The organism is Pseudomonas sp. FSO-7 (genome assembly GCF_059579345.1).
Genome location: NZ_CM184193.1, coordinates 2,332,884 through 2,358,514, shown reverse-complemented (window position 1 = coordinate 2,358,514; position 25,631 = coordinate 2,332,884). Strand labels below are relative to the sequence as shown.

At 61.6% G+C, this 25,631-nt stretch carries 19 protein-coding genes; 9 read left to right on the top strand and 10 right to left on the bottom strand.

Features of this window, described 5'->3' with window-relative positions; translation table 11 throughout:
* Positions 1–10 precede the first annotated feature (10 nt).
* A complete protein-coding gene (gudD, locus tag AC515T_RS10385) occupies positions 11–1,354 on the top strand; it encodes a glucarate dehydratase (RefSeq protein WP_496532393.1) in 1,344 nt (447 codons plus the stop codon).
* A gap of 296 nt (positions 1,355–1,650) precedes the next feature.
* Here gudD and glgB read toward each other — a convergent pair whose 3' ends face one another.
* The 3 genes from glgB to AC515T_RS10370 form a co-directional block, all read right to left on the bottom strand.
* The gene (gene glgB, locus AC515T_RS10380; protein WP_496532392.1) at positions 1,651–3,885 is read right to left on the bottom strand and encodes a 1,4-alpha-glucan branching protein GlgB; all 2,235 of its coding nucleotides are present in this window, start codon (positions 3,883–3,885) and stop codon (positions 1,651–1,653) included.
* Between the two features lie 11 nt (positions 3,886–3,896).
* Positions 3,897–7,241: a maltose alpha-D-glucosyltransferase gene (treS, locus tag AC515T_RS10375; protein WP_496532391.1), complete on the bottom strand. Its 3,345-nt coding sequence runs from the start codon at positions 7,239–7,241 to the stop codon at positions 3,897–3,899.
* Positions 7,242–7,436: 195 nt separating this feature from the next.
* Positions 7,437–9,434 carry an alpha-1,4-glucan--maltose-1-phosphate maltosyltransferase gene (locus AC515T_RS10370; RefSeq protein WP_496532390.1) on the bottom strand — a complete coding sequence of 666 codons (1,998 nt, stop codon included), beginning with the start codon at positions 9,432–9,434 and terminating at the stop codon, positions 7,437–7,439.
* 212 nt (positions 9,435–9,646) lie between these two features.
* On the opposite strand from AC515T_RS10370, the gene AC515T_RS10365 reads away from it, so the two are divergent.
* Positions 9,647–9,811, top strand: coding sequence for a hypothetical protein (locus tag AC515T_RS10365; RefSeq protein ID WP_496532389.1), 165 nt, complete (start codon positions 9,647–9,649; stop codon positions 9,809–9,811).
* Between the two features lie 38 nt (positions 9,812–9,849).
* Here the strand turns inward: AC515T_RS10365 and AC515T_RS10360 are convergent, their stop codons facing one another.
* The gene (locus tag AC515T_RS10360) at positions 9,850–10,356 is read right to left on the bottom strand and encodes an MgtC/SapB family protein (protein WP_496532388.1); all 507 of its coding nucleotides are present in this window, start codon (positions 10,354–10,356) and stop codon (positions 9,850–9,852) included.
* A 137-nt stretch (positions 10,357–10,493) separates the two neighbouring features.
* Here AC515T_RS10360 and AC515T_RS10355 point away from each other — a divergent pair, with 137 nt between their 5' ends.
* The 3 genes from AC515T_RS10355 to mapR all read left to right on the top strand — a co-directional run bounded on the left by AC515T_RS10355 (position 10,494) and on the right by mapR (position 13,989).
* Positions 10,494–10,727 (top strand): DUF3203 family protein, encoded by a 234-nt coding sequence (locus AC515T_RS10355; RefSeq protein WP_496532387.1) that lies wholly within the window; start codon positions 10,494–10,496, stop codon positions 10,725–10,727.
* 288 nt (positions 10,728–11,015) lie between these two features.
* Complete coding sequence (gene ccoG / locus AC515T_RS10350; protein ID WP_496532386.1) at positions 11,016–12,428, top strand: cytochrome c oxidase accessory protein CcoG; 1,413 nt, start codon at positions 11,016–11,018, stop codon at positions 12,426–12,428.
* Positions 12,429–12,579: 151 nt separating this feature from the next.
* On the top strand, positions 12,580–13,989 hold the full coding sequence (gene mapR, locus AC515T_RS10345; RefSeq protein ID WP_496532385.1) for a GntR family transcriptional regulator MpaR: 1,410 nt from the start codon (positions 12,580–12,582) through the stop codon (positions 13,987–13,989).
* 150 nt (positions 13,990–14,139) lie between these two features.
* On the opposite strand, the gene AC515T_RS10340 is transcribed toward mapR, so the two are convergent.
* Together AC515T_RS10340 and AC515T_RS10335 are read right to left on the bottom strand one after the other, a co-directional pair.
* Positions 14,140–14,886, bottom strand: a complete 747-nt coding sequence (locus tag AC515T_RS10340) for an SDR family oxidoreductase (RefSeq protein ID WP_496532384.1) — start codon at positions 14,884–14,886, stop codon at positions 14,140–14,142.
* 78 nt (positions 14,887–14,964) lie between these two features.
* Positions 14,965–15,843: a Dyp-type peroxidase gene (locus tag AC515T_RS10335; RefSeq protein WP_496532383.1), complete on the bottom strand. Its 879-nt coding sequence runs from the start codon at positions 15,841–15,843 to the stop codon at positions 14,965–14,967.
* Between the two features lie 225 nt (positions 15,844–16,068).
* Between AC515T_RS10335 and ampC the strand changes: the two genes are divergently transcribed.
* Complete coding sequence (ampC, locus tag AC515T_RS10330) at positions 16,069–17,217, top strand: class C beta-lactamase (RefSeq protein WP_496532382.1); 1,149 nt, start codon at positions 16,069–16,071, stop codon at positions 17,215–17,217.
* 143 nt (positions 17,218–17,360) lie between these two features.
* Here ampC and AC515T_RS10325 read toward each other — a convergent pair whose 3' ends face one another.
* The 3 genes from AC515T_RS10325 to AC515T_RS10315 form a co-directional block, all read right to left on the bottom strand.
* Positions 17,361–17,909: a DUF4174 domain-containing protein gene (locus tag AC515T_RS10325; protein ID WP_496532381.1), complete on the bottom strand. Its 549-nt coding sequence runs from the start codon at positions 17,907–17,909 to the stop codon at positions 17,361–17,363.
* Between the two features lie 298 nt (positions 17,910–18,207).
* Entirely contained in the window at positions 18,208–18,993 is a 786-nt protein-coding gene (locus tag AC515T_RS10320; protein WP_496532380.1) for a sulfite exporter TauE/SafE family protein, read from the bottom strand.
* Between the two features lie 108 nt (positions 18,994–19,101).
* Positions 19,102–19,806 carry a hypothetical protein gene (locus tag AC515T_RS10315; protein ID WP_496532379.1) on the bottom strand — a complete coding sequence of 235 codons (705 nt, stop codon included), beginning with the start codon at positions 19,804–19,806 and terminating at the stop codon, positions 19,102–19,104.
* Positions 19,807–20,147: 341 nt separating this feature from the next.
* On the opposite strand from AC515T_RS10315, the gene AC515T_RS10310 reads away from it, so the two are divergent.
* Positions 20,148–21,299 (top strand): aldose epimerase family protein, encoded by a 1,152-nt coding sequence (locus AC515T_RS10310; RefSeq protein ID WP_496532378.1) that lies wholly within the window; start codon positions 20,148–20,150, stop codon positions 21,297–21,299.
* 183 nt (positions 21,300–21,482) lie between these two features.
* Entirely contained in the window at positions 21,483–22,304 is an 822-nt protein-coding gene (locus tag AC515T_RS10305) for an aldo/keto reductase (protein ID WP_496532377.1), read from the top strand.
* A gap of 143 nt (positions 22,305–22,447) precedes the next feature.
* On the opposite strand, the gene AC515T_RS10300 is transcribed toward AC515T_RS10305, so the two are convergent.
* Positions 22,448–24,811: a DNA polymerase II gene (locus AC515T_RS10300; protein ID WP_496532376.1), complete on the bottom strand. Its 2,364-nt coding sequence runs from the start codon at positions 24,809–24,811 to the stop codon at positions 22,448–22,450.
* Between the two features lie 342 nt (positions 24,812–25,153).
* Here AC515T_RS10300 and AC515T_RS10295 point away from each other — a divergent pair, with 342 nt between their 5' ends.
* Complete coding sequence (locus AC515T_RS10295; RefSeq protein ID WP_413794933.1) at positions 25,154–25,594, top strand: CBS domain-containing protein; 441 nt, start codon at positions 25,154–25,156, stop codon at positions 25,592–25,594.
* Positions 25,595–25,631 lie beyond the last annotated feature (37 nt).

Sequence of the window (25,631 nt, the reverse complement as noted above, 5' to 3'; positions counted from 1 at the left end):
ATAAGTACAGATGAGCACTCCAGAAACCAGCAAAGCCCCGATCATCACCAGCATGCAGGTCGTGCCGGTGGCCGGCCATGACGGCATGCTGCTGAACCTCAGCGGCGCCCATGGTCCGTTCTTCACCCGCAACATTGTCATTCTCAAGGACAACGCCGGCCACACCGGCGTGGGCGAAGTACCCGGCGGCGAGCGCATTCGCCAGACCCTCGAAGACGCCCGTTCGCTGGTGGTCGGCAGCCCCATCGGCACGTACCAGAAGATTCTCAACACGGTGCGCCAGGCTTTCGCCGACCGCGATGCCGGCGGCCGTGGCCTGCAGACTTTCGACCTGCGCATCACCATCCACGCGGTCACCGGCCTGGAAGCGGCGCTGCTGGACCTGCTCGGCCAGCACCTGGACGTACCGGTCGCGGCCCTGCTCGGCGAAGGCCAGCAGCGCGACGAAGTGAAGATGCTCGGCTACCTGTTTTACGTCGGTGACCGCCGGCAGACCGACCTGGCCTATCGCAGCGAACCGGACGCCGACAACGACTGGTTCCGCGTGCGCCACGAAAAGGCCCTGGACGCCGACGCCGTGGTCCGCCTGGCCGAAGCCGCCCAGGCCCGCTACGGCTTCCAGGACTTCAAACTCAAGGGTGGCGTGCTCCAAGGCGACGCAGAAATCGAAGCGGTCACGGCATTGGCCGAGCGCTTTCCCCAGGCGCGCATCACCCTGGACCCGAACGGCGCCTGGTCACTCAAGGAAGCCATCCGCTTGTGCCGCGACCAGCACAAGGTGCTGGCCTATGCCGAGGACCCTTGCGGTGCCGAGAACGGCTATTCCGGACGCGAGGTCATGGCCGAGTTCCGCCGCGCCACAGGGCTCAAGACCGCGACCAACATGATCGCCACCGACTGGCGCGAGATGGGGCACGCCATCACCTTGCAGTCCGTGGACATTCCCTTGGCCGACCCGCACTTCTGGACCATGCAGGGTTCCGTACGGGTGGCGCAGATGTGCAATGAATGGGGCCTGACCTGGGGCTCGCACTCCAACAACCACTTCGACATTTCCCTGGCGATGTTCACCCACGTGGCCGCCGCGGCACCGGGCGACATCACCGCCATCGACACCCACTGGATCTGGCAGGACGGCCAGCGGCTGACCAAGGCGCCTTTGCAGATTCAGGGCGGCTGCGTACAGGTGCCGAAAAAACCGGGGTTGGGGATCGAGCTGGACACTGACCAACTGGCCAAGGCCCATGAGTTGTACAAAGGCATGGGCCTTGGGGCACGGGACGATGCGGTGGCGATGCAGTTCCTGATTCCGGGCTGGACGTTCAACAACAAGCAGCCGTGCCTGGTTCGCTGAAGCGACCAATACCCCTTGTGGGATACCCCTTGCTCGCGATGGCGGTCGCTCAGCCACATTGACGTTGACTGACACTCCGCTATCGCGAGCAAGCTCGCTCCCACAGGGATTTGTGGTGGACTTGGATTTCATGAACGCCACAAACGCCCGTGGCGAAGGAGCTTGCTCCCGCTGGGCTGCGTAGCAGCCCCCTTCCGGCGGTCGCTGCGCAACCGAGCGGGAGCAAGCTCCCTCGCCACAGTCATCACTCCCCTTCAGAGATCAGCTCAACCTTTGGCAACCGAGCTTGGTGAACGTTAACCCTCCGGCCGCAGGATCAACACCGCCAACGGCGGCAGGTTGAGTTCCAGGGACAAGGCCTGGCCATGGCTGGGGACTTCTTCGGTGGAGGCGCCGCCGCCGTTGCCGTAGTTGGAACCGGCATAGGTGTCGGCATCGCTATTGAGCAATTCCACCCAGCGCCCGGCGAACGGCACGCCGATCCGGTAGGCCTCGCGTGGCACCGGTGTGAAGTTGGCGACCACCAGCACCGGTCGGCCTTCCTTGCTCCAACGCAGCCAGGCGTAGACGCTGTTGACCGCATCGTCGCCAATCAACCACTGGAAGCCCTGGGGCGCATCATCCTGATCGTGCAGCGCGGGCTCTTCGCGATAGAGCCGGTTCAGGTCGCTCACCAGTTGCTGGACCCCACGGTGCTCAGGGTATTGCAGCAGGTACCAGTCCAGTTGCTGATCATGGTTCCATTCGCGCCACTGGCCGAACTCACAGCCCATGAACAACAGCTTCTTGCCGGGATGTCCCCACATGAAGCTGAGGTAGGCCCTCAGGTTGGCGAATTTCTGCCAGCGGTCACCGGGCATCTTGTCGATCAGCGAGCGTTTGCCATGGACCACTTCGTCGTGGGAAATCGGCAGCACGAAGCGCTCGGACCAGGCGTACACCAGGCCGAAGCTCAGTTCGTTGTGGTGATGGGCGCGGTACACCGGGTCTTGTTGGATGTAGTGCAGCGAATCGTGCATCCAGCCCATGTTCCACTTGTAGGCAAAGCCCAGGCCGCCCTGCTGGGTGCTCTGGCTGACCCCCGGCCACGCCGTGGACTCTTCGGCGATGACCAGCGCACCAGGGGTTTCCAGCGCCACCACATCGTTGAGATGCCGCAGGAAATCGATGGCCTCGAGGTTTTCCCGACCGCCGTGGCGGTTGGGCACCCACTCGCCGGCCTTGCGCGAATAGTCGCGGTACAACATCGAGGCCACGGCATCCACCCGCAAGCCGTCAACGTGGAAATGCTTGAGCCAGTGCAGCGCCGACGCCAGCATGAAACCGTGCACTTCGGTGCGGCCCAGGTTGTAGATCAGCGTGTCCCAGTCCTGGTGGAAACCCTCCAGCGGGTTGCCGTATTCATACAGCGCAGTGCCGTCGAACTGGGCCAGGCCATGGGTGTCGGTGGGGAAATGCGCCGGCACCCAGTCGAGGATGACGCCGATATTGGCCTGGTGACAGGCGTTGATGAACGCGGCGAAATCGTCCGGCGAACCGAAACGCGCCGTCGGCGCGAACTGCGACAGTGGCTGGTAGCCCCAGGAACCACCGAACGGGTGTTCCATGATCGGCATCAGCTCGATGTGAGTGAAGCCCAAATCCTTGACGTACGGAATCAGCCGCTCGGCCATTTCATGCCAGTTGTATTGCCGGGCCACCTCCCCCGCCTCGTCGATTTCGCACTGCCAGGAGCCGGCGTGCAATTCATAGATCGACAATGGCGCGCCCGGTAGCTGGCGTTCGCGACGGTTTTGCATCCACTCGTCGTCCTGCCACTCGATCTTCAAGGGCGCGGCGACTTTCGAGGCCGTGTCCGGCGGCATTTGCGTGGCCAGCGCCACCGGGTCGGCCTTGAGGGGCAGGATGCCGTGGGCGCCGAGGATTTCATACTTGTAACCTTCGCCGGCGCCAAGCCGCGGGATGAAGATCTCCCACACGCCGGACGGATAACGGATGCGCATCGGATGCCGTCGCCCGTCCCAGACGTTGAAATCCCCCACCACCGAAACCCGCCGCGCATTCGGTGCCCAGACCGCGAAGCGCACGCCGTCGATGCCATCGACGGTGGTCAGTTGCGCGCCGAGGCAGGAACTGAGGTCGCGGTGATTACCCTCGGCAAACAGATAAAGGTCCATCTCTCCCAGCAGCGGCCCGAAGCTGTACGGGTCCTCCGCCACTTGCTCGCCGCCGGCCCAGCGAGTGCGCAGCAAGTACGCCTGGGCGCGATCGAAATGGCCGACGAACAGCCCCGGGGTTTCGGTCTGTTGCAAGTCACCGAGTTCTTCACCGCCGTCACGGGCGAGCACCTGCACGCTCAGCGCACCGGGCAGGTACGCCCGGATGAATTGCCCGCCCGCACCGTCGCCATGGGGGCCAAGGATGGAGAACGGGTCATGGTGTTCGGCGCGCACCAGCGCGTCGATGTCATGGGGGGCCGGCAGCAATGACTCTTTGGCCTGCCCCTGGGGTTCTTTGTTCGAGACACTCATGATTCTCTCCACTAAATCGGTCCGGCTAAGTCGGAAAAGGGTTCCAGCCCACTCAATAACCCGTACAGACCGTGCAAAGGCACGGGCAGCCAGGCGGGGCGATTCTCGGCTTCATAGGCCACTTCATAGGCCGCCTTCTCCAGGCCGAACAACGCCAGCGCAGCGTCTTCGCCTTCAGCATCCTTCCATTCATGAGCAAGACTAGCTGCCGCCAGTCGATATGCCTGGACAAATGCCTCGCGGGCCTCTTTTAAATAACGATCTGCCACCCGTTGCCGCGCCGCATCGGCATCGGCGGTGCTGTCGACAGTGTTCAAATGGATCGCCATGGCGGCGGCGTAATCGAAGGAACGCAATACGCCACTGACGTCCTTGTACGGGCTGTGCTTGCCCCGACGTTCATGCAGCGGCCGTGCCGGCTCGCCTTCGAAGTCGATCAGGTAGGCGTCGCCCTTGATCACCAGCACCTGCCCCAAGTGCAGGTCGCCGTGGACGCGGATACGCAAGCCACCGACAGCCTTGCCGGCCAGCGCCTGGATATGGGCCAGGACGGTTTTCTTGTGCTCCAGCAAACGTGCGACCATGGCCTGGTCTGCCAGGTTCAATTGGCCCTGGTTCTGCTTGAGCAGACGCAAGGCGTTTTCCACCTGCGCGGCCACATCCTTGCCGATGACCTGGGCTTCCTTGGCATTGGTGGCCTGGGGAGCGAAGTCAGGGTCGTCGGTGGCCTGGGCCAGCACCTGGTGCATTTCCCCCAGGCGTTGACCGAGCATGCCGGCAAAATCCTTCAGCTCGCCCAAGGCATTGTAGTGTTGCTCCTGTTCGGACACGGCATCGGCCAACTCGTCACGTAACGCCCGTTCAAGGTTATTCTGGGTCCATTCCCACGCATCGCCCTGGTTGCTCAAATAGCCCTGGGCAATCATCAACAGCGCATCCTCGCCCTGGGCATCGCGGCGGATCACCGAACCCAGCAGCGGTGAGATATTGCTGAAGCCCGCGGCCGTCAGATAGGCGCTCATTTCCAGTTCCGGATGCACGCCCGAGGCGACTTTGCGGATCAGCTTGAGCACCAGGCTGCCGCCGACCACCACCGAACTGTTGGACTGCTCGGCGGACAGGTAACGCACTTCCGGCTCAGCCCCCAGGTTCAACGCGTTCAGGCCTTCGGTAGGCTCGAACCGCAATTCACCTTCGGTGCAGGGCAGCACCGTACCGGCCTGCATGCCTTGCAGCACGGCCCGTATGAAATGTTCCAAGCTGAACGCATCGGTGATCAAACCGACTTGGCGAACCCTACGCACACGGGACAATGCCAATTGCTGTGGCAACGCCGCGCCCACCTGATCTTCAGGCAGCAGGCCGAACGGCAATTGATAGCGCAGGGTCTGGCCAGCACTGGTGACGTCGATTTCGCTGAGCAGCACCGGGTGCTGCGGATCGCCGAAGCGCACGCCATAGACAATATTGACCTTCTCGATCGCACTGTCCTTGCCGGCGAACCAGCGACGATTCTGCAGCCAGCTCGGCAGAATGGTCTGCTCCAGGGTGGTGCGCGACGGTGCTTCGAGCAACTCCTCCAGGCGTTTTTTCAACACCAGGGTGGTGAAGTCCGGCAGGCTTTGGGCCGGTTCCACATGCCAGCTCGGCATCTGGTTTTCGGCGGCCAGGGCGAACCAGTAGAAGCCGTACGGTGGCAGGGTCAGCAGGAAATTCAGTTGGCCGATGGGTGGGAAGGCATTGCCGCCCAACATTTCCACCGGGACCATGCCAGCGTAGGTCGACAGGTCCAGCTCGGCAGCTTGGGCACTGCGGGACACGTTGGCCACGCAGAGGATGATTTCGTGCTTGCCATCGGGTCCGGTGTATTCACGGGTATACGCCAGGATCCGACGATTGCTCGGCGAGAGCATCTTCAGCGTACCCCGGCCGAAAGCCTTGGACTGCTTACGCACCGCCAGCATTCGCCGGGTCCAGTTGAGCAGCGAGTGCGGGTCGCCGGCCTGGGTTTCGACGTTGACCGACTGGTAGCCGTATTGCGGATCCATGATCGGCGGCAGCACCAGGCTGGCCGGATCGGCCCGGGAGAAACCGCCGTTGCGGTCGATGGACCACTGCATCGGCGTACGCACGCCATCGCGGTCGCCCAGATAGATGTTGTCGCCCATGCCGATTTCATCGCCGTAGTACAGCGTCGGCGTGCCGGGCATCGACAGCAGCAGGCTGTTGAGCAACTCCACGCGGCGGCGATCGCGCTCCATCAACGGTGCCAGGCGCCGGCGAATCCCCAGGTTGATTCGCGCCCGACGGTCGGCCGCGTAGTAGTTCCACAGGTAATCGCGCTCCTTGTCGGTGACCATCTCCAGGGTCAGCTCATCGTGGTTGCGCAGGAAAATCGCCCACTGGCAGTTGGCGGGGATCTCCGGGGTCTGGCGCAGGATGTCGGTGATGGGGAAACGGTCTTCCTGGGCCAGCGCCATGTACATGCGCGGCATCAGCGGGAAGTGGAACGCCATGTGGCACTCGTCACCGTTCATACCCTCGGCATCCACATCGCCGAAGTACAGCTGGGTGTCTTCGGGCCACTGGTTGGCTTCGGCCAGCAGCATGCGGTCGGGGTAGTTGGCGTCGATCTCGGCACGGATCTGCTTGAGGACGTCGTGGGTCTCAGGCAGGTTTTCGTTGTTGGTGCCGTCGCGCTCGATCAGGTACGGAATGGCGTCCAGGCGCAGGCCGTCGATGCCCATGTCCAGCCAATAGCGCATCACCGACAGCACGGCCTTGATGACCTGCGGGTTATCGAAATTGAGGTCGGGCTGGTGGGAGTAGAAACGGTGCCAGAAGTACTGGCCGGCCACCGGGTCCCAGGTCCAGTTGGATTTCTCGGTATCGAGGAAAATGATCCGCGTACCGTCGTACTTGTGATCGTCGTCGGACCACACGTAGAAGTCCCGCGCCGCCGAACCCGGCTTGGCCTTGCGCGCGCGCTGGAACCACGGATGCTGGTCCGAGGTGTGGTTGATGACCAGCTCGGTAATCACCCGCAAGTTGCGCTTGTGGGCTTCGGCAATGAACCGCCGCGCATCGGCCATGGTGCCGTAGTCGGGGCTGACGCCACGGTATTCGGCAATGTCATAACCGTCGTCGCGCCGAGGCGAAGGATAGAACGGCAGCAGCCAGATCGTGTTGACGCCCAAGTCGGCGATGTAGTCGAGCTTCTCGATCAGGCCGGGGAAATCGCCGATCCCGTCGTTATTGGAGTCGAAATAGGATTTTACGTGGACCTGGTAAATCACCGCGTCCTTGTACCAGAGCGGGTCTTTGATAAAGGTGGCAGACCGGGGTTTCTTCGCCATTTGCAACTCCTGATGAATTCAATAAAGCCGCGGGATACAGGCTTGTGAGGTCTTTTTATGGGGTGAGGTCTTTGTGTGGCGAGGGAGCTTGCTCCCGCTGGGCGCGAAGCGCCCCCCCTGAAATCACGACTGCTTCGCAGCCGAGCAGGAGCAAGCTCCCTCGCCACAACAGCCCTCACTCAACATTGCACTGCGTCACGCCACGCTGATCCGCCAGATCCCGAACGGCTGGTTCGCCGGGTCAATGCGCATGAACTGATACTTGCCATACCAGGTCCAGCGATGCCCGCTCATCAAATCCTCGCCCTGGGTCTGGGCGTCGTCCGGCAAGCCCATCTCCCACAGCGGCAACTCGAAATTGGCTTCCTGGGGGTTGTGTGGATCGAGGCTCACCGCCACCAGGATGAAATTGCTGCCGTCGGGCGTACGCTTGCCGAAATAGAGAATGTTGTCGTTCCAGGCGTTGTAGACCTTCAGGCCCAAATGCGTATGCAACGCCGGGTTCTGCCGGCGGATACGGTTGAGCTGGGCGATCTCGGAAATGATGTTGCCCGGCGCGGTGAAGTCGCGAGGACGGATCTCGTATTTCTCCGAGTCGAGGTATTCCTCTTTGCCCGGCACCGGCGCCGATTCGCACAGCTCAAAACCCGAATACATGCCCCACAGGCCCGAGCCCGTGGTCGCCAGAGCCGCGCGGATCAAGAAGCCCGGGCGCCCCGACTCATGGAGAAAGGCCGGGTTGATGTCGGGCGTGTTGACGAAAAAATTCGGCCGATAGCATTCGCGCCAAGGAGACTCGTTGAGCTCGGTGAAATAAGTCGCCAGCTCAGCCTTGGTGTTGCGCCAGGTGAAATAGGTGTAGCTCTGGGAATAACCGACCTTGCCCAAGCGAGCCATCATGGCCGGGGTAGTGAAGGCCTCGGCGAGGAACATCACTTCCGGGTGTTCGGCCCGCACGTCGGCGATCAACCACTGCCAGAACGGCAACGGCTTGGTGTGAGGATTGTCGACGCGGAATATCTTCACGCCTTCATTGACCCAACCCACCACGATGTCCCGCAGCTCCAGCCATAGGCTAGGAATTGCATCCGCCGCGTAGAAATCGACGTTGACGATGTCCTGGTATTTCTTCGGCGGGTTTTCCGCGTATTTGATCGTGCCGTCCGGCCGCCAGCTGAACCAGCCCGGGTGCTGCTTGAGCCACGGGTGATCCTGGGAGCACTGGATGGCGAAGTCGAGGGCGATTTCCAGGCCGTGGTCTGCTGCCGCGGCCACGAGGCGACGGAAATCTTCACGAGAGCCCAATTGCGGGTGAATCGCTTCGTGTCCGCCCTCCTCGCTGCCAATGGCATAAGGACTGCCTGGATCATCAGGCCCGGCCGTAAGGGAGTTGTTCGGACCCTTGCGAAAGCTGCGACCGATGGGGTGGATCGGCGGAAAGTACAACACGTCGAAGCCCATGTCCTGAATCATCGCCAGGCGCGAATGCACGTCGTTGAAGGTGCCGTGCCGGGCGGGATCGTCAGTGATCGAGCGCGGAAACAACTCGTACCAACTGGCAAATTCGGCCAGTTTGCGCTCCACGTCCAATGGGTACTGAGGGCTGATGCTCAGGTAAGGCCGGTGGTCGGCCTGTAACATGAGATCGGCGCTGCGCGGCGCCAGGAACAACGCCACCTGTTCGGCCGGCAACAGGCCGGAGAGTTCGTGGTGCAATGCGGCCAACTGTTCGCTCAGCTCACCTTCGCTGCGCTCGGAGGCCATCAGCACTTGATTGCGCCCTTCCTGCAACTCCAGGCTGATGGGCACCCCGGCGCCGAACTTCTTCTCCAGTTCGTAGCGGAAGCTGGCGAACTGATCGATCCAGGCTTCGATGCAGAACACATAGCGGCCCTGCTCCGGCACCGTGAACTGGCCGGCCCAGCCGTTATTGCCCAGGTCGCTCATGACCTCGCTGTTCCACACCTCGTCCTGCAGCGCACGCCAGCGGATGCGCACCGCCAGCTTGTCGTGACCGTCGGCGAACACTTTACTGGTCACCGTCACGTCCTGCCCGGCCACGGCCTTGGCGGCAAATTGCCCACCGTCGATCACCGGCATGGTGTTTTCAATCGCGATACGCGGTAACAACAAGGCTTGAGACAACGGCAAATGCGGGTTGCAGGCCAGGTCAGACGGGTGTTCAGCAGTCATCGAGCATCGCTCCTTTTACGCCCCATGGACGCGCTTGTGGCGGTAAAGGCCCAACGGGTCCCTGAAAAAAACTCACTTAAACTCCGAACCGGGAGGACGGTTAAAAGTTCAGCGGGATTTGCCCCTCGATGCATCCGGGATCAAAGCCGGCGCAGGATGGTCAACAACAATAAGCACGACTCAAGCCATGTGCGTTACGGAGACCCGTCCCGATGAATATTCCCATCCCGGCCGAAACACCCGATCCGAACATCGACGACCCGACCCTGCCCCCGCCCGGTCCTGATCCGGAACCGATTCCAGAGAAAGACCCACCGCTGGACCCGCAACCGCCCAAGGGCGACCCGCCCAGCGAGAATGCACCGGAGCAGGCTTGAATCAATGGCCTGATGGCACTTCCCTGTGGGCCTTATGTTCAGGCTGATGGCCTGTCGCCCTTCTCCAGCGCCCGGACGATCACCGGCATCACACTGAAGATCGCCAGCGCCAGCACCGTACTGAGTACCGCCGTCGCCTCCCGGCCCAGCCCGGCCGCAACGCCGATGGCGGCGGTCATCCAGAGGCCCGCCGCCGTGGTCAGGCCTTTGACGTGACTTTCGTCGCCATCGTTGCTTTTCAAGATGGTGCCGGCGCCAAGAAAACCGATGCCGGCAACCACGCCTTGGATCACCCGGCTCATGGCGTCGGCCTGGGACCCGGACATCTGCGGCACCAATACGAACAGCGCCGCCCCCAGGGCCACGAGCATGTGGGTTCGCACGCCGGCGGCCTTGCCCTTGTGTTCGCGCTCGAAACCCAGGATGCCGCCCAGCAGCGCGGCCATGACCAGGCGCACCGTGACCCGGGTCATCTGCTGGGCATCGGTGATGTCGGCGAATTCCGCCTGCAGGGTTATCCAGACTTCATGCCACCAGGCTTCCATGGACCGTCCTCTTTCTCATTGGATAAACGATGGACCGCAAGCGAAGCCAGAGGTGCGCTCGACCGCTGATCAGGCGCGACGAACCCTGGCTACCGGGCTGCGCCTAATGTTCAGGACATAACGAAGGAAGTGCGGCCATGCCTCTACATATCGAAAACCAGACCTGCTATTTCGACAGCGACATCAGCTCACAACAATGCCCCGCCAGCGATCTGACCATCATCACCGACTCGGACAAAGCCATGTCCGCCGTGGAATTCAACGGCAAACGGTTTTACATCACCGAAGCCGAAGCCAATGCCCTGACCGTGGCCGGCGCGACCGACGGGCGCAAGCATCTGAAGGCCACGGACAGCGGCTCGGCGATCTGAGCCTGTTGACGCCTCTGCGAGGTATTCAATCCGTGGGAGCAAAGCTTGCTCGCGATAAGAACAACACGATACCTCTTGAACCGAGGTGTCTGTATCGCGAGCAAGCTTTGCTCCCACAGAGATCCTTGGCACAGATGTTGTTCGCTCCCCCTCGGGTGCATCAAAGTGTCGCAGCGCCTGGGCTTCACGGCATCTGATCCGGTTTTTATCGAAACACCTGAGTCTGTTATGCAAACAGTTCCATGGTCATAGTGCGCCGGCCAGATAGAGGCTGATGAGCGACCGACCATGAGCGATAGAATTCCCGTCCAGTTGATACAGACGTTCGAACCTGCGCCAACGAAGATCAAGGCCAGGACCACCGACAACCTGATCCACACCCGCAGCTTCACCGGTTTGTTCCGCACCTTGCGCATCAGCGGTGCGGGGCTTCTGTTCCTGCTGTTCTTTGGCACGGTGTGGTTGAACTGGGGCGGCCGCCAGGCGGTGCTCTGGGACCTTTCCGAAAGCAAATTCCATATTTTCGGCGCGACCTTCTGGCCCCAGGATTTCATCCTGCTGTCGGCCCTGTTGATCATCGCCGCCTTCGGTCTGTTTGCGATCACCGTGTTTGCCGGCCGCGTGTGGTGCGGCTACACCTGCCCACAGAGTTCCTGGACCTGGCTGTTCATGTGGTGCGAGAAAATCACCGAAGGCGAACGCAACCAGCGGATCAAGTTGCAAGCCGCGCCCTGGGGCCTGAACAAGCTGTTGCGCCGTAGTGCCAAGCACACTTTGTGGCTGGCCATCAGCCTGCTCACCGGCCTGACGTTCGTGGGCTACTTCACGCCGATCCGCCCCTTGGTCGAAGAATTGCTGACGTTGCAAATGGCCGGTGTGAGCCTGTTCTGGGTGCTGTTCTTCACCGCCGCCACCTACCTCAACGCCGGCTGGCTGCGTGAAGCGGTGTGCATGCACATGTGCCCCTATGCACGCTTTCAGAGCGTGATGTTCGACAAGGACACCTTGACCATCTCCTACGACACGGCCCGTGGTGAAATCCGCGGCCCGCGCAAACGTGAGGTGAAGCCGGCCAACATTGGCCTGGGCGACTGCATCGACTGCCAGATGTGCGTGCAGGTCTGCCCCACCGGCATCGACATCCGCGACGGCTTGCAGATGGAATGCATCGGTTGCGCGGCCTGCATCGACGCCTGCGACTCGATCATGGACAAGATGGGCTACGCCCGTGGCCTGATCAAATACACCTCCGAACATCAATTGCAGGGGGGCAAGACTCACCTGCTCAGACCTCGTCTGATCGGCTATACCGCCGTGCTCCTGGTGATGATCGGCGCGCTGGCCGTGGCCCTGGTGCAACGGCCCATGGTGTCGCTGGATGTCAGCAAGGACCGCGGCCTGTTCCGTGAGAACAGCGCCGGCCAGATCGAGAACATCTACAGCCTGAAAATCATCAACAAGACCCAGCAACGCCAGGACTACCACCTGTCCCTGGTGGACGGCGACGGTTTCGTCCTGCAGGGCAAGACCCAGTTGAGTCTGGCCCCGGGGGAAATCGTCGATGTGCCGGTGTCGGTGGCGATGCTCAGCGAACGGCCCGGCAAAGGTTCCCAGGCAATGACCTTCAAGGTCATCGACAGTAACGAGCCGGGTATCTACAGCGTGGCCAAGAGCCGTTTTGTCGCCCCGATGAATCGTTGAAGCTTTAAGATGCCGGGCGCCTGTGGGAGCGAGCTTGCTCGCGATAGCGGTGGGTCAGTTTGCATCAATGTTGGATGTGCCACCGTTATCGCGAGCAAGCTCGCTCCCACAGTTAAGTCCCACAAAATGTCGCTCGAGACTGGGTCCCACCATGAAACGCTACGAGAAATTTGCCGACGACATCGCTGAACTGATCCGCTCGGGCATGCTGGGGCCGGGTCAGCGCGTGCCGTCGGTGCGCTACGCCAGCCAGACCTATGGCGTCAGCCCGTCCACGGTGTTCCAGGCCTATTACCTGTTGGAGCGACGCGGCATGATCCGGGCCCGGCCGCGCTCAGGCTACTTCGTCAACACCCATGCACCGAGCCCGTTTTCCGAGCCGGCGATCAGTAGCCAGGTGCACGAGTCCACCGAAGTCGACGTCAGCGAACTGGTGTTTTCGGTCCTGGACTCGATCAAGGACCCGGCCACCGTACCGTTCGGCTCGGCATTCCCCAGCCCGACATTGTTCCCGCTGCAACGGCTGTCCCGCTCGCTGTCCAGCGCAACACGGGACATGGACCCACGGGTCGTGGTCACGGACATGTCACCAGGCAATCCACAACTGCGTCGCCAGATCGCCCTGCGCTACATGGTCGGTGGGCTGATGCTGCCCATGGAGGAACTGCTGGTTACCAACGGTGCCCTGGAGGCCTTGAACCTGTGCCTGCAAGCCGTGACCGAACCCGGCGACCTGGTGGCGATCGAGGCACCGGCGTTCTATGCCAGCCTGCAGGTCCTGGAACGGCTCAAGCTCAAGGCCGTGGAGATTCCCGTCCACCCACGCGATGGCATCGATCTGGACGTGCTGGAGCAGACGCTGGAGCGCCACCCGATCAAGGCTTGCTGGTGCATGACCAGTTTCCAGAACCCCATGGGCGCGACCATGCCCGAGGAACGGAAGCAGGCGCTGGTGGCGTTGCTGCGCCGCCATCAGGTGCCGCTGATCGAGGACGACGTCTACGCCGAGCTCTATTACGGCCAACAGGCCCCCAAGCCCGCCAAGGCGTTCGACACCGAAGGGCTGGTGATGCATTGCGGCTCGTTCGCCAAGAGCCTGGCACCGGGTTATCGCATCGGCTGGGTCGCCGCCGGGCGCTACGCGCAGAAGATCGAACGGCTCAAGCTCATGACCTCGCTGTGCGCTTCGATGCCGGCCCAGGCCGCCATCGCCGACTACCTGCAACACGGCGGCTACGACCGTCACCTGCGCAAACTGCGCTATGCCCTGGAAGAACAGCAAAACGCAATGCTCGCCGCCATCGCGCGCTATTTCCCGGCCCAGACCCGGGTCAGCCAGCCGGCAGGCGGTTACTTCCTGTGGCTGGAGCTGCCGGAGCAGATGGACTCGCTGAAGCTGTTCCAGATGGCCCTGGCCCAAGGCATCAGCATCGCCCCGGGCCCGATCTTTTCACCGACCCGGCGCTTCAGGAATTGTATCCGCCTGAACTATGGCAGCCCGTGGACCGACGTCTCGGAAAAGGCCATGGAGACGTTGGGGCGGATTATTCGATCGTTTTGAATGCTGTGTCGATCTGACTATCGCTTTCGCGAGCAAGCCCGCTCCCACATTGGATTTGCTGTGTAGCCACAATCATTGGTTCACCACAGTCCAGTGTGGGAGCGGGCTTGCTCGCGAAGAGGTCGGTACTGTCAACGACAAACCAGAGGTTTACCGCCCGCCCCCCAGGTCCACAAACGTCCCGGTCGCATACGAAGCCTTGTCCGACAGCAGCCAGATAATCGCTTCGGCGACTTCATCCGGACGCCCGCCCCGGGCCATGGGAATCGCCGATTCCAGTTTGCTGACCCGATCCGGGTCGCCGCTCAGGGCATGGAAGTCGGTGTAGATGTAGCCGGGACGCACCGCGTTGACGCGAATGCCTTCGCCGGCCACTTCCTTGGACAGGCCAATGGTGAAGGTGTCCAGCGCGCCCTTGGACGCCGCGTAGTCGACATACTCGCTCGGCGCCCCCAGGCGAGCGGCCACCGACGAGACGTTGACGATGCTGCCGCCCTGCCCGCCATGCCTGGGCGACATACGCAGCACCGCGTGCTTGGCGCAGAGAATCGGGCCCAGCACGTTGGTCTTCATGATCTTGAGGATGCGGAACTCGGACATCTCATCGAGCCGGGCCTTTTGAGCGACCGTACCAGCGTTGTTCACCAACGCCGTCACCCGGCCCAGTTCGGTGTCGACCCGGTCGAACAGCGCGATCACTTCGTCTTCGATGCTCACGTCCGCCCGCACGGCAATCGCCTGCGCGCCCTTGGCCCGGACCTGTTCGAGCACCTCTTGCGCGGCACTTTCATCGGACTGGTAGTTGATGCAGATCCGATAGCCCAACTCGGCAGCCAACAGCGCCGTGGCCGCCCCGATTCCGCGGCCGCCACCGGTGATGACGATGACTTTGTCCACGCTTGCTTCTCCCATTCCACGGATAGACGTCCGGCCCAAGAATAGCGTTCACGTCACGCTTTGCACAAACCGCTGCGCTTACCGGGCCAGGGCACGCAGGTCCAGGCGCCCGTCCAGCAGCGGCGGGCACCAGTAATAGCCGCCGGTGATCGGCCGGCTCATGCGATACAGGCCGTCGGTGATGCCGTCCTCCAGGCCACTCATGCGCCGCAATTGGGCCTCGAAGGCGTCGAGGGAAAAACCGAACGCCAGGAACATCAGCCCTGCCCGGTCGCCTTCGATCCAAGGCATGGAACGACGCACCACGAACGCCTCCGGAGCGAAGCTTTCCTGGGCGGTGCGCTTGACGTGGGCCGACTCCGGCGCGTCGTCGATTTCTTCGTTGTCGCTCAGGCGCCGGCCCATGATGTTGTCGCGCTCATGGGGCTGCATCGCCGCGAAACCGTCCAGGTCATGCTGCCACTGCTGGATCGCGGCAAAACTGCCACCGCGTACCCCGTCGGCGCCCTGGGCCAGGGCGGCGGCGATGGCCGCTTCGTCGTGCGGGTTTTCGGTGCCGTCTTCATAGCCGGTCAGGTCATGGCCGGTCATGTGGCGGAAGGTTTCGTTCATCTGCACCAGGCGCAGCGCCGGGGCTAGCGCCGCTTCGATGGCACGACTGCGGTGCATCAGCTCGCCGCGGTCTTCACCGTGCAGCCAGCACCACAGAGCGTGTTGGGTCGAGGGGTTGTCGACACCCACGCCGGCCAACGCAGGAAAAGCCCGCAGGCCATCGACCTGGGCGCCCAGCGCCTGGACCAGCGACTCGCCAAAGCCGACCACGGCCCGGCCATCGAGCAACGACAGGAGTTTGTCTAGCGCAGCCGGCAGTGCCTCGACCGATTCCAAGGCAAAAAACAAATGACGGGCCTGAGGCGGAACAGGGGTGGCGAGAATGCCGGACTGGTAGTAACTCATGTGAACTCCTTTAGAAAGAGCGCAAGTTTACCCGGCAGCCGCCGCTTTGTGTGGTTTGGCTTGAGGCGCGGGCGCGTCGGGCAACCGGGTCGTTTTGTGGGAAGATTCCCGCAGCCTTGTCAGACTGCTCAGAAACGTGCCCCGGCCCGATCGCCTCGGATTGCCGGGCAGCCAAAAACGCCCTAGATTGCCCCCCTCTAGGAAGGCCAACGAGAGCGCTGCACCATGCAAATTGCCAGATCGATACTCGCCGGGACTTGTCTCCTGGTCTGCGGGACGCCCGTGGGCTTTGCCCAGGAGCGCATTGAAGACACGGTCAATGCCGTCATCCAGCCCTTGATGAAACAACAGGACATCGCGGGCATGGCGGTGGCGATCACGCACAACGGCCAACGCCGGTTTTTCAATTATGGCCTCGCCGCCAAGGACACGAAAAAACCTGTCACCGACCAGACCCTGTTCGAAATCGGCTCGGTCAGCAAGACCTTCACCGCCACCCTCGGCGCCTATGCCCAGGCCCAGGGCAAACTGTCCCTGGCGGATCCGGCCAGTCGCTTTGCGCCCGAGCTGCGTGGCAGCGCCTTGGAGGGCACCCGTCTGCTCGATCTCGCCACCTACACCGCCGGCGGCCTGCCGTTGCAGTTTCCCGACGAGGCGGATCATGCGGACCGGATGTTCAATTACTACAAGACCTGGAAACCGCTCTACCCGGCCGGCACCCAGCGGCTCTATTCAAACCCGAGCATCGGCCTGTTCGGCTATCTGGCGGCCCGCAGCCTGGGGCAGCCATTTGACGAGGTGATGGAGCGCACGCTGATGCCAGGGTTGGGCCTCAAGCACAGCTATGTGCGGGTGCCGCAGGATCAGATGGGCCGATACGCCCAAGGCTATGCAAAGGACGGCAAGCCCGTACGAGTCGGCACCGGCGCATTGGATTCCGAAGCCTACGGGGTCAAGACCAGTTCAACGGACCTGATTCGTTTCGTCGAGGCCAACCTGCGACCTGAAAAACTGGACGCGGACCTGAAGCAAGCCATCGCCACGACGCATACGGGTTTCTACAAGGTTGGCGGGATGAATCAAGGGCTGGGCTGGGAGTTCTACCCCGCCCCGTTTACCTTGGACGACCTGCTCGCTGGCAACACACCGCAGATGGCCTTGACTCCGCAAAAAGTCGAACCGCTCGACCCGCCCCGCCCAGCGCCGAACGGCGCCTGGATCAACAAGACCGGATCCACCAACGGTTTCGGCGCGTACGCAGCGTTCGTGCCCGGAAAGGACATGGGAATCGTGATGCTTGCCAACAAGAACTACCCGATCGAGGAGCGGGTGAAGGCGGCGCATCGGATCCTGACGGCGTTGGATGGCCAATAAAAAGCCACGAGTCCCCCTGTGGCGAGGGAGCTTGCTCCCGCTGGGCTGCGCAGCAGCCCTATGCTTTTTTCAATGATCATTGACTGACAGATTTGGGGCCGCTTCGCAGCCCGGCGGGAGCAAGCTCCCTCGCCACAGAAGCGTCAATCATCCAACGGCTTCACCGGCCCCGCCGGCTTGGCTGCCTTGCCAGGCTTGGCGCCTTTCGCATCCTTGGCCGGTGCGGGCTCTGGCGCGGGAGGTGGCGCCGGGGGTGTCGCTTCTTTTTCCGCGGCGGGGAGTTTATCGACGGTGTCGAAGAGCTCTTTCAATTCGATCGCCCCGGAATGCTCAAGCTTCTTTTCCCCATCCTTGCCCACCAGAATGATCTTGGTCTGGGCCCCGGCGCCCAGCTTGAGGGAGCGGATCAACGCCATGGTGCTTTGCGGGTCCAGGTCCTTGCCATCGCGCTGCCCCATGGTATTGAGCACGGTGTAGAGCACCATGTTGCGCTCGGAAAAACCTTGCTTGCCGGCAGGTTCATCCAGGGCCTTTTTCAGGCTGACCCAGGCAGGGTCGACCGTACTGGGCGCGATGACGATCAGGGGGCGTGCTCTGCCTGCATCCGCCACCAAGGGTGAGTCGCCATCGGCAGCGAACAGGGGGCCGGCGATGGCCAGCAAGGTAGCGAAGGTCAACGACCGAATGAGCATGCGCCTCTCCTTTTGATATTTACGCTGTACTGATTGCACAGGGCGGCGATTGTTCCGCGAGAGTCGCTCAATACTGCGCCTGCCTTGAAGCTTAGGCCAGGGGGGTCATTGCGCAACCACTAGGAAAGTAAGAGCAATTTTTGGTGCGAGGGTTTGGCGAGGACTATTGTGGGAGCGAGCTTGCTCGCGATGACGATTTTCAAGTCGATATCAATTTGCGGACACACCGCTATCGAGAGCAAGCTCGCTCCCACATTGGATCGGTGAGAACCCACAGATTCATTTTCGAACTGGGTACTCAGAACGCCAGCTTGAACCCGATCATCGCCAGCATCACCGCCAGGCAGGGGCGCAGCAGCTCGTCAGAGATACGTCCCGACAAATGACTGCCCAGGTAGATACCCGGCAACGAACCGATCAGCAGGAAACCCAGGATGTGCCAGTCCATGTTGCCCATGCTCGCATGGCCCAGGCCAGCGACCAGGGTCAGCGGCACGGCATGGGCGATCTCGGTGCCCACCAGGCGCTTGGTGACCAGGAACGGGTAGAGGATGAACAACGCGACAGTGCCCAGGGCGCCGGCGCCGATGGACGTCAACGCAACCATCGTCCCCAACACCAGACCGGTGATGACCGTGAGCACATTGAGACGCGTACCGGAGGGGTTGTAGTGACCGCCGGCACGGTCGTGGGCGAATTGCAGCAAGCGTTTCTTGAACAGGATGGCCAGGGCGGTGGCGAACAACACAAAGCCCAAGGCTTGCTTGATCACCGCGTTCATGGCGTCGGGCGAGCTGTGCAGGCTGCTGAGGAACCACAGGGTCAGGCCGACCGCCGGCACGCTGCCCAACGTCAACCAGCCGGTGATGGCCCAGTCGATGTTGCGGTTCCTGGCATGAACCAGTACACCGCCAGACTTGGTAATGGCCGCGTACAGCAGATCCGTACCCACCGCCGTCGCCGGGTTGATACCAAACCACAACAGGATCGGGGTCATCAACGAACCACCGCCGACGCCGGTCATTCCAACGATGAAGCCGACCACCAGGCCTGCAACGACTAAACCGACATTACCGAAATCCATTAAACCCGTCTCAGCACGACCGCGTGAAAAATCTGGCCGCGAGCATAGCGATTTTTCTTATAACTCCCTATATCGATATGATCTATCTTTATTCCTTTTTCCCTCTATTCATTGAACCGGCAGGAAATTGAGGAACAGCAGGCTCTGGGCATAATTCAAGCCGATACGCCGGTAGCGCTCGTCGAGCATCTGGGTCAGCAGGTCCAATCGGGCGACGATTTTGCCGAACTCGACGGCGAAACTCAGGTTGCTGCCCTCCTCCGAAATCTCATTGGAAAACAGCAACGGCTTGCCGTCCTTGTTCTGCCGCTGGCTGAGCAGCCAGGTGGCTTTTTCGATGTTGCGTGCCGCATTGCTGACAAAACGCGGGTCGATGGTGTCGGTCATATAGAACTCGAGGCGATTGCCATGGGCGGTGACCAGCATGCTGCCGATGGCATAGATGAACGCCCCGACCCGGTCACCGAGAAACTCCGGGCTCATGGCATAGCTCAGGGCGGCCAGGTCCTTCTTGCCACCCAGGGTCGGCAAGGGTTGTTGCTGCTCGATGGCCATGCGCACCTGTTTTTCCGCAGTGCGGGCGTCGAGAAAGCCGGACTTGCGCAGTTCCTCGGGGTTGCGCAGGTAAAGCTTGCTCATCAGCAGATAGAGGCTTTGCAGGTTGTCGTGCATGGCCAACGTGGCCATGCGGTCGACGCTGGTCTGCAAGAACTCCTGAGGCTTGGCGTTGCTGAACTGCGTGACCATGTCCTGCCCCTGTTGATGGCTGCAGCCGCCGCTGAACAGCATCGACACACCGACCAACCCTGCCATGCAGGCACCACGCAACCTCGTCACAGAAGAAAAAACACCGGCCATCGAGTCTCAATCTGGGCAGGGGGAAGCGATGGGGGTCGCCGCTTCCAGGCCATGGATAGAGCGGCAAAAATCGCAAAAGTGCAGTGTCCGGAAAAAATCCTCGACCTTCAGCAGAGTCTTTTTTGTCTAATTAGTCTTACTTTTTAATTGATAAATCTGCATTTATGGCTATAAATCCATTTTCACCCTTCAAATAGAAAGACTACTAGACACAAAAGCCTTCATCGCTGTCCGACCAGTAACGGACTCGACCCGCGTTAAAACAACAACAAAACAACAGGAAGGAAGGTCATACCATGCTTGAATCCAGACAACTGCTCACGGCCCTCGGAGTGTCTCTGATGATCGCCACCTCGGCTTCCCAGGCTGCCGGCCTGACCAATGAACGCGGTGCGTTCGGCAAGACCGATGACGGCACGGCGGTGGAAAAATTCGTACTGCGCAACAGTCATGGCATGGAGGCTACGGTCATCACCTATGGAGGCATCCTCCAGTCATTGAGCGTGCCGGACAAAAACGGCAAGGTCGCCGACATCGTGCTCGGTTTCGACGATGTGCAGGGTTATCAGAAGAATGGCAGCGTGTATTTCGGCGCGACCATCGGCCGCTTCGGCAATCGCCTGGCCGACGGGGCCTTCGAGCTGGACGGCAAGCGTTACCAAGTGCCGCAGAACGACCATGGCAACTCCTTGCACGGCGGGCCGCAAGGGTTCGACAAGCGCGTCTGGAAAGCCCAGCCCCATAATGCCAAGGACTCGGTGGGCGTCACCCTGAGCTACCTGTCACCCGATGGCGAGATGGGTTTTCCCGGTGCGTTGAAAACCGACGTCACCTACAGCCTCAACGAACAGAACGAGTTGCGCATCGAGTACAAGGCCACCACCGACAAGCCCACGGTGCTGAACCTGACCAACCACAGCTATTTCAACCTGGCCGGCGCAGGCAACGGCGACATACTCGAGCAGGTCGCGACCCTGCACGCGGCCCACTACACGCCAGTCACCGGTAAACTCATTCCCATCGGCGAACTGGCCCCCGTGGCCGGCACACCGATGGATTTCACCCAACCCACCGCCATCGGCACCCATATCAAGGCTGATCACCCACAACTCAAATTCGCCGAACCGAAACAGGGCGGCTTCGATTTCAACTGGGCGCTGGACGCCAAGGGTGACGTGACCAAACTGGCCGCCGAGGTGTATGACACCGAGTCCGGACGACGCCTGCAGCTCTACACCACCGAGCCTGGCGTGCAGTTCTACACCAGCAACTTCCTCGACGGCACCGTCAAGGGCAAGCAAGGCAAGGTCTATCCGCATTGGGGCGCGTTCACCCTGGAAACCCAGCACTACCCCGACTCGCCAAACCAGCCGAACTTCCCTTCGACGCGGCTTGATCCGGGCCAGACCTACACCCAGACCATGGTGCTGAAGTTCTCCGCGAAGTAACTCCCCCGCCGAATCGTTCCCATGCTCCGCGTGGGAACGCCTTCTGTAACACTCTGCGTTACGCTTTTTGGGACGCAGAACATCCCAGGCTGCATTCCCACGCAAAGCATGGGAACGATCAATGCGTGAACACTTGGTCTATCCTGCTGCCACACGTCAAAGCTCAAAAAACAGGAGACAGGCATGAGGACGCTGGAATTGGCGGGTGTGTCCGTACCGGTAATCGGCCAGGGCACCTGGCGCATGGGTGAAGAACCGTCCCATCACAAGAAAGAAGTAGCCGCCTTGCGGTTGGGGATCGAACTGGGCATGACCCTGATCGACACGGCGGAGATGTATGCCGAAGGCGGTGCCGAGACCGTCGTTGGCGAAGCGATCACCGGCCTGCGCGACCAGGTGTTCCTGGTGAGCAAGGTCTATCCCCACAACGCCAGTCGCAAAGGTATTCCCCTCGCTTGCGAACGCAGTTTGCGCCGGCTCGACACCGATTACATCGACCTTTATCTGTTGCACTGGCGCGGACAGTACCCCTTGGAGGAAACCGTCGAAGCGTTCGAGCGTCTGCGCGAAGAAGGCAAGATCGGCCGTTGGGGTGTCTCGAACTTTGACGTCGATGACCTTGAGGAACTGGCCTCGCCGGCCTGCGCCACCAATCAGGTGCTGTACAACCTGCAGGAACGCGGCATCGAATTCGATCTGCTGCCCTGGTGCCAGCAACCGCGCATGCCAATCATGGCTTACTGCCCGGTCGGCCAGGGCGGACACCTGCTCAAGGATCACACCCTGGGACAAATCGCCGAACGCCATCGCGCAACGTCGGCGCAAATCGCACTGGCCTGGTTGCTGCGCCAGGACAATGTGATTGCGATTCCCAAGGCTGTGCGGCCTGAACACGTGCACTTGAATGCCGAAGCGGCGAACCTCAGGCTCGAGCCTCAGGACCTGAGCGCCCTCGACCTGATATTTCCCCAGCCCCAGGGCAAGCAGCGGTTGGCGATGGTGTAGTCCTCACGCAAAACGCTTGTTGTGGCGAGGGAGCTTGCTCCCGCTCGATCGCGAAACGATCGCAAAAGGGGCCGCTGCGCAGCCCAGCGGGAGCAAGCTCCCTCGCCACAAAGGCATCCAGCCAAACAAAAAGGCATCCCCCATCAGAACAACCCCATCTGCCCCCCCACCAACGTCGAAAAATCATCGTCCACAAACGGCAGGATCGCATCCGCCACCGGCTGTAGCTGTTTGGTCACGTAGTGGTCGTAATCGATTGGCGCACTGCGAATCTCCAGCGGCTCGGGGCCGGCGACGGTGATGACGTAGCTGATCCAGCCGCCATTCTGGTATTGCCGCGGACGGCCCTGGCGCTGGTTGAACTCATCGGCCAGCCGCGCGGCCCGCACGTGGGGTGGGACGTTGCGTTCGTAGTCGTCCAGCGGCCGCCGCAGACGCTTGCGGTAGACCAGCCGATCATCGAACGCACCGGCCAGGGTCTGCTGCACATAATCGCGCACATAATCCTGGTAGGGCTTGCGGTGGAAGATCCGCCCGTACAACTCCTGCTGGAACTGTCGGGCCAGCGGCGACCAGTCGGTACGCACGGTTTCCAGGCCTTTGTAGACGATTTCGTCGCTGCCGTCGGCGCGGGTCACCAGCCCGGCGTAGCGTTTCTTGCTGCCCTCCTCGGCGCCCCGGATGGTCGGCATCAGAAAGCGCTTGAAATGCGTTTCGAACTGCAGCTCCAGCGCGCTCTCCAACCCGAACTCGGTACGCACGTGCTCACGCCACCATTGATTGACGTGCGCCACCAACTCGCGACCGATCCTCGCCGCCTCCTCCTGACCATGGGCACGACGCAACCAGACGAAGGTGGAGTCGGTATCGCCGTAGATCACCACATGGCTCTGGGCTTCGATCAACTGGCGGGTGCGCTGCATGATCTGGTGGCCGCGCAGGGTGATGGACGAGGCCAGGCGCGGATCGAAGAAGCGACAGCCGCTGGAACCGAGCACGCCATAAAAGGCGTTCATGATGATTTTCAACGCCTGGGACAGCGGCGCATTGTGTTCGCGCTTGGCGGTCTCCCGGCCTTCGGCGACCCGCGCGACGATAGCCGGCAGGCAATGTCGAGTACGGGAGAAGCGTGCCCCACGAAAGCCCGGCACCGACTCCGGGCCATCCGGGTGACGCAGCCCTTCGATCAAACCCACCGGGTCGATCAGGAAGGTGCGGATGATCGACGGATACAGGCTCTTGTAGTCCAGCACCAACACCGACTCGTAAAGCCCCGGCTGGGAATCCATGACAAACCCACCCGGGCTGGCCTCGGGCGGACGCTGGCCGAGATTGGGTGCAACGAAGCCCTGGCGGTGCATCAGCGGCATGTACAGGTGCGTGAAGGCCGCCACCGAACCACCACTGCGGTCCGCCGGCAGGCCGGTGACACTGGCCCGTTCCAAGAGGAACTTGAGCAGTTCGGTCTTGGCGAAGATCCGCGTCACCAGTTCGCAGTCCTTGAGGTTGTAGCGGGCCAGGGCCGGCTTGTCCTCGGCGAACATGCGATTGATCTCGTCCATGCGCTGGTACGGGTTGTCGATGGACTTGCCCTCCCCCAACAGCGTCTGGGCGACGTTTTCCAGGCTGAACGACGAGAAGCTCCAGGTCGCCGAGCGCAAGGACTCGATGCCGTCGATGATCAACCGACCAGCCGCCGAGGCGAAAAAATGATTGTTGCGTGCGCCGTGCTCGCGCCATTGCATTTCTTCGCCACCGCGCCCCAGGCGTAACGGCACCGCCAACCGCCGGGCATGTTCATGCAGCACCCGCAGGTCGAACTGCACCAGGTTCCAGCCAATGATCGCGTCAGGGTCGAAACGGGCGAACCAGTCGTTGAGTTTCTTCAACAGCAGCGTGCGCGATTCGCAGTATTCCAGCTGGAAATCCACACCGGTATCGTCGCCATTAGGCGGCCCGAGCATGTAGACCTGACGCTCGCCGCAGCCTTCCAGGGCAATGGAATACAAATCGCCCTGGGCGGTGGTTTCAATGTCCAGGGACACCAGGCGCAACGGTGGACGGTAGTCGGGGGCCGGCTTCATCTGGGCATCCACCAGCAGGCCATCGGCGGCCGGTGTACCGCCAAACCACACCGGGGCGGTGATGAAGCGTTCCATCAGGTAGCGCTCCGGCGGCCGGATGTCCGCTTCGAACACCTCCACACCGGCGCGGCGCAAAGTGCCGTTCAGGCGCATCAATTGGGCGTGTTGCTGGCAATACAGGCCCAGCACTGGGCGATGTTCGAAATCCAGCAGGTCCAAGGGGCGTAGCTCTATCTCCTTCTCCCCTTGCAGCAAGGCTTCGAGTTGGCCGCGTTGGATCTGCGGCACGAAGGCCACCGACGTCTGCACCGGCAGGCGCACGCGCCGGGGACCGGCGTCGGTCGCCAGCCAGAACTCGACTTCGGTGCCGGCCGGGGTGTCGCGCCAATGCCGGGTCAGGACGAAGCCCTGCTGTAAATCCACCGCTGCAACCTCGAATTTTGCGTAGGCGACGATTCTACCTGCGGCGAGAGAACTTCACCTGCCCAAGTGACCTGCTCCTGTGGCGAGGGAGCTTGCTCCCGCTGGGGTGCGAAGCAGCCCAAAACCGGCCACCTCGGTATATCGGGCCAGTGCCAAAAACCGGGGCTGCTGCGCAGCCCAGCGGGAGCAAGCTCCCTCGCCACAACAGCGCGCGCCCATAGTTCGAAGAAATTCACCGACAATGACGCTTTTGGACGACTGGCCGCCGCTTTACCGCTTGCTCTGCGCCGTTGGGTCTACGATGCTTTAACAACCAGCAAAAACAACACCCCGAGGCTTCCCATGAAAACCGTCGCGCAGTTGCTCCGGCTAAAAGACGATAAGAACCAGCAAGTGCACACCATCTCACCGGACGACATGGTATTGCAGGCCCTGATGCGCATGGCCGAGAAAAACGTCGGTGCCTTGCTGGTGGTGAAGGACGAGAAAGTGCTGGGGATCATCAGCGAGCGCGACTATGCACGCAAAATGGTCCTGCACGGTCGCTCGTCGGTGGGCACGAAGGTCAGCGACATCATGGTATCCCCCGTGATCACCATCGACCCGCACCAGAATGTCGAGACTTGCCTGAGCATCATGACCGAAAAACACCTGCGACATTTGCCGGTGGTAGAAGACGGCAAGCTCGTCGGGCTACTGTCCATTGGCGACCTGGTCAAGGAAGCCATCGCCGAGCAGGCCGACCTGATCAGACAACTGGAGCAATACATTCGCGGCGAATGATCCCTTCCATCGGGTTGCTCATTCTCAACACACTTCT

Bases quoted from the DNA above. Each gene is read 5' to 3' on its own strand.
- AC515T_RS10295 (WP_413794933.1), top strand. From the start codon at position 25,154: ATGAAAACCGTCGCGCAGTTGCTCCGGCTAAAAGACGATAAGAACCAG.
- AC515T_RS10365 (WP_496532389.1), top strand. From the start codon at position 9,647: ATGAATATTCCCATCCCGGCCGAAACACCCGATCCGAACATCGACGAC.
- AC515T_RS10325 (WP_496532381.1), bottom strand. From the start codon at position 17,909: ATGCTCATTCGGTCGTTGACCTTCGCTACCTTGCTGGCCATCGCCGGC.
- AC515T_RS10355 (WP_496532387.1), top strand. From the start codon at position 10,494: ATGCCTCTACATATCGAAAACCAGACCTGCTATTTCGACAGCGACATC.
- AC515T_RS10320 (WP_496532380.1), bottom strand. From the start codon at position 18,993: ATGGATTTCGGTAATGTCGGTTTAGTCGTTGCAGGCCTGGTGGTCGGC.
- treS (WP_496532391.1), bottom strand. From the start codon at position 7,241: ATGGCGAAGAAACCCCGGTCTGCCACCTTTATCAAAGACCCGCTCTGG.
- glgB (WP_496532392.1), bottom strand. From the start codon at position 3,885: ATGAGTGTCTCGAACAAAGAACCCCAGGGGCAGGCCAAAGAGTCATTG.
- AC515T_RS10315 (WP_496532379.1), bottom strand. From the start codon at position 19,806: ATGGCAGGGTTGGTCGGTGTGTCGATGCTGTTCAGCGGCGGCTGCAGC.
- AC515T_RS10310 (WP_496532378.1), top strand. From the start codon at position 20,148: ATGCTTGAATCCAGACAACTGCTCACGGCCCTCGGAGTGTCTCTGATG.
- ccoG (WP_496532386.1), top strand. From the start codon at position 11,016: ATGAGCGATAGAATTCCCGTCCAGTTGATACAGACGTTCGAACCTGCG.
- gudD (WP_496532393.1), top strand. From the start codon at position 11: ATGAGCACTCCAGAAACCAGCAAAGCCCCGATCATCACCAGCATGCAG.
- AC515T_RS10305 (WP_496532377.1), top strand. From the start codon at position 21,483: ATGAGGACGCTGGAATTGGCGGGTGTGTCCGTACCGGTAATCGGCCAG.
- AC515T_RS10370 (WP_496532390.1), bottom strand. From the start codon at position 9,434: ATGACTGCTGAACACCCGTCTGACCTGGCCTGCAACCCGCATTTGCCG.
- AC515T_RS10335 (WP_496532383.1), bottom strand. From the start codon at position 15,843: ATGAGTTACTACCAGTCCGGCATTCTCGCCACCCCTGTTCCGCCTCAG.
- ampC (WP_496532382.1), top strand. From the start codon at position 16,069: ATGCAAATTGCCAGATCGATACTCGCCGGGACTTGTCTCCTGGTCTGC.
- AC515T_RS10360 (WP_496532388.1), bottom strand. From the start codon at position 10,356: ATGGAAGCCTGGTGGCATGAAGTCTGGATAACCCTGCAGGCGGAATTC.
- mapR (WP_496532385.1), top strand. From the start codon at position 12,580: ATGAAACGCTACGAGAAATTTGCCGACGACATCGCTGAACTGATCCGC.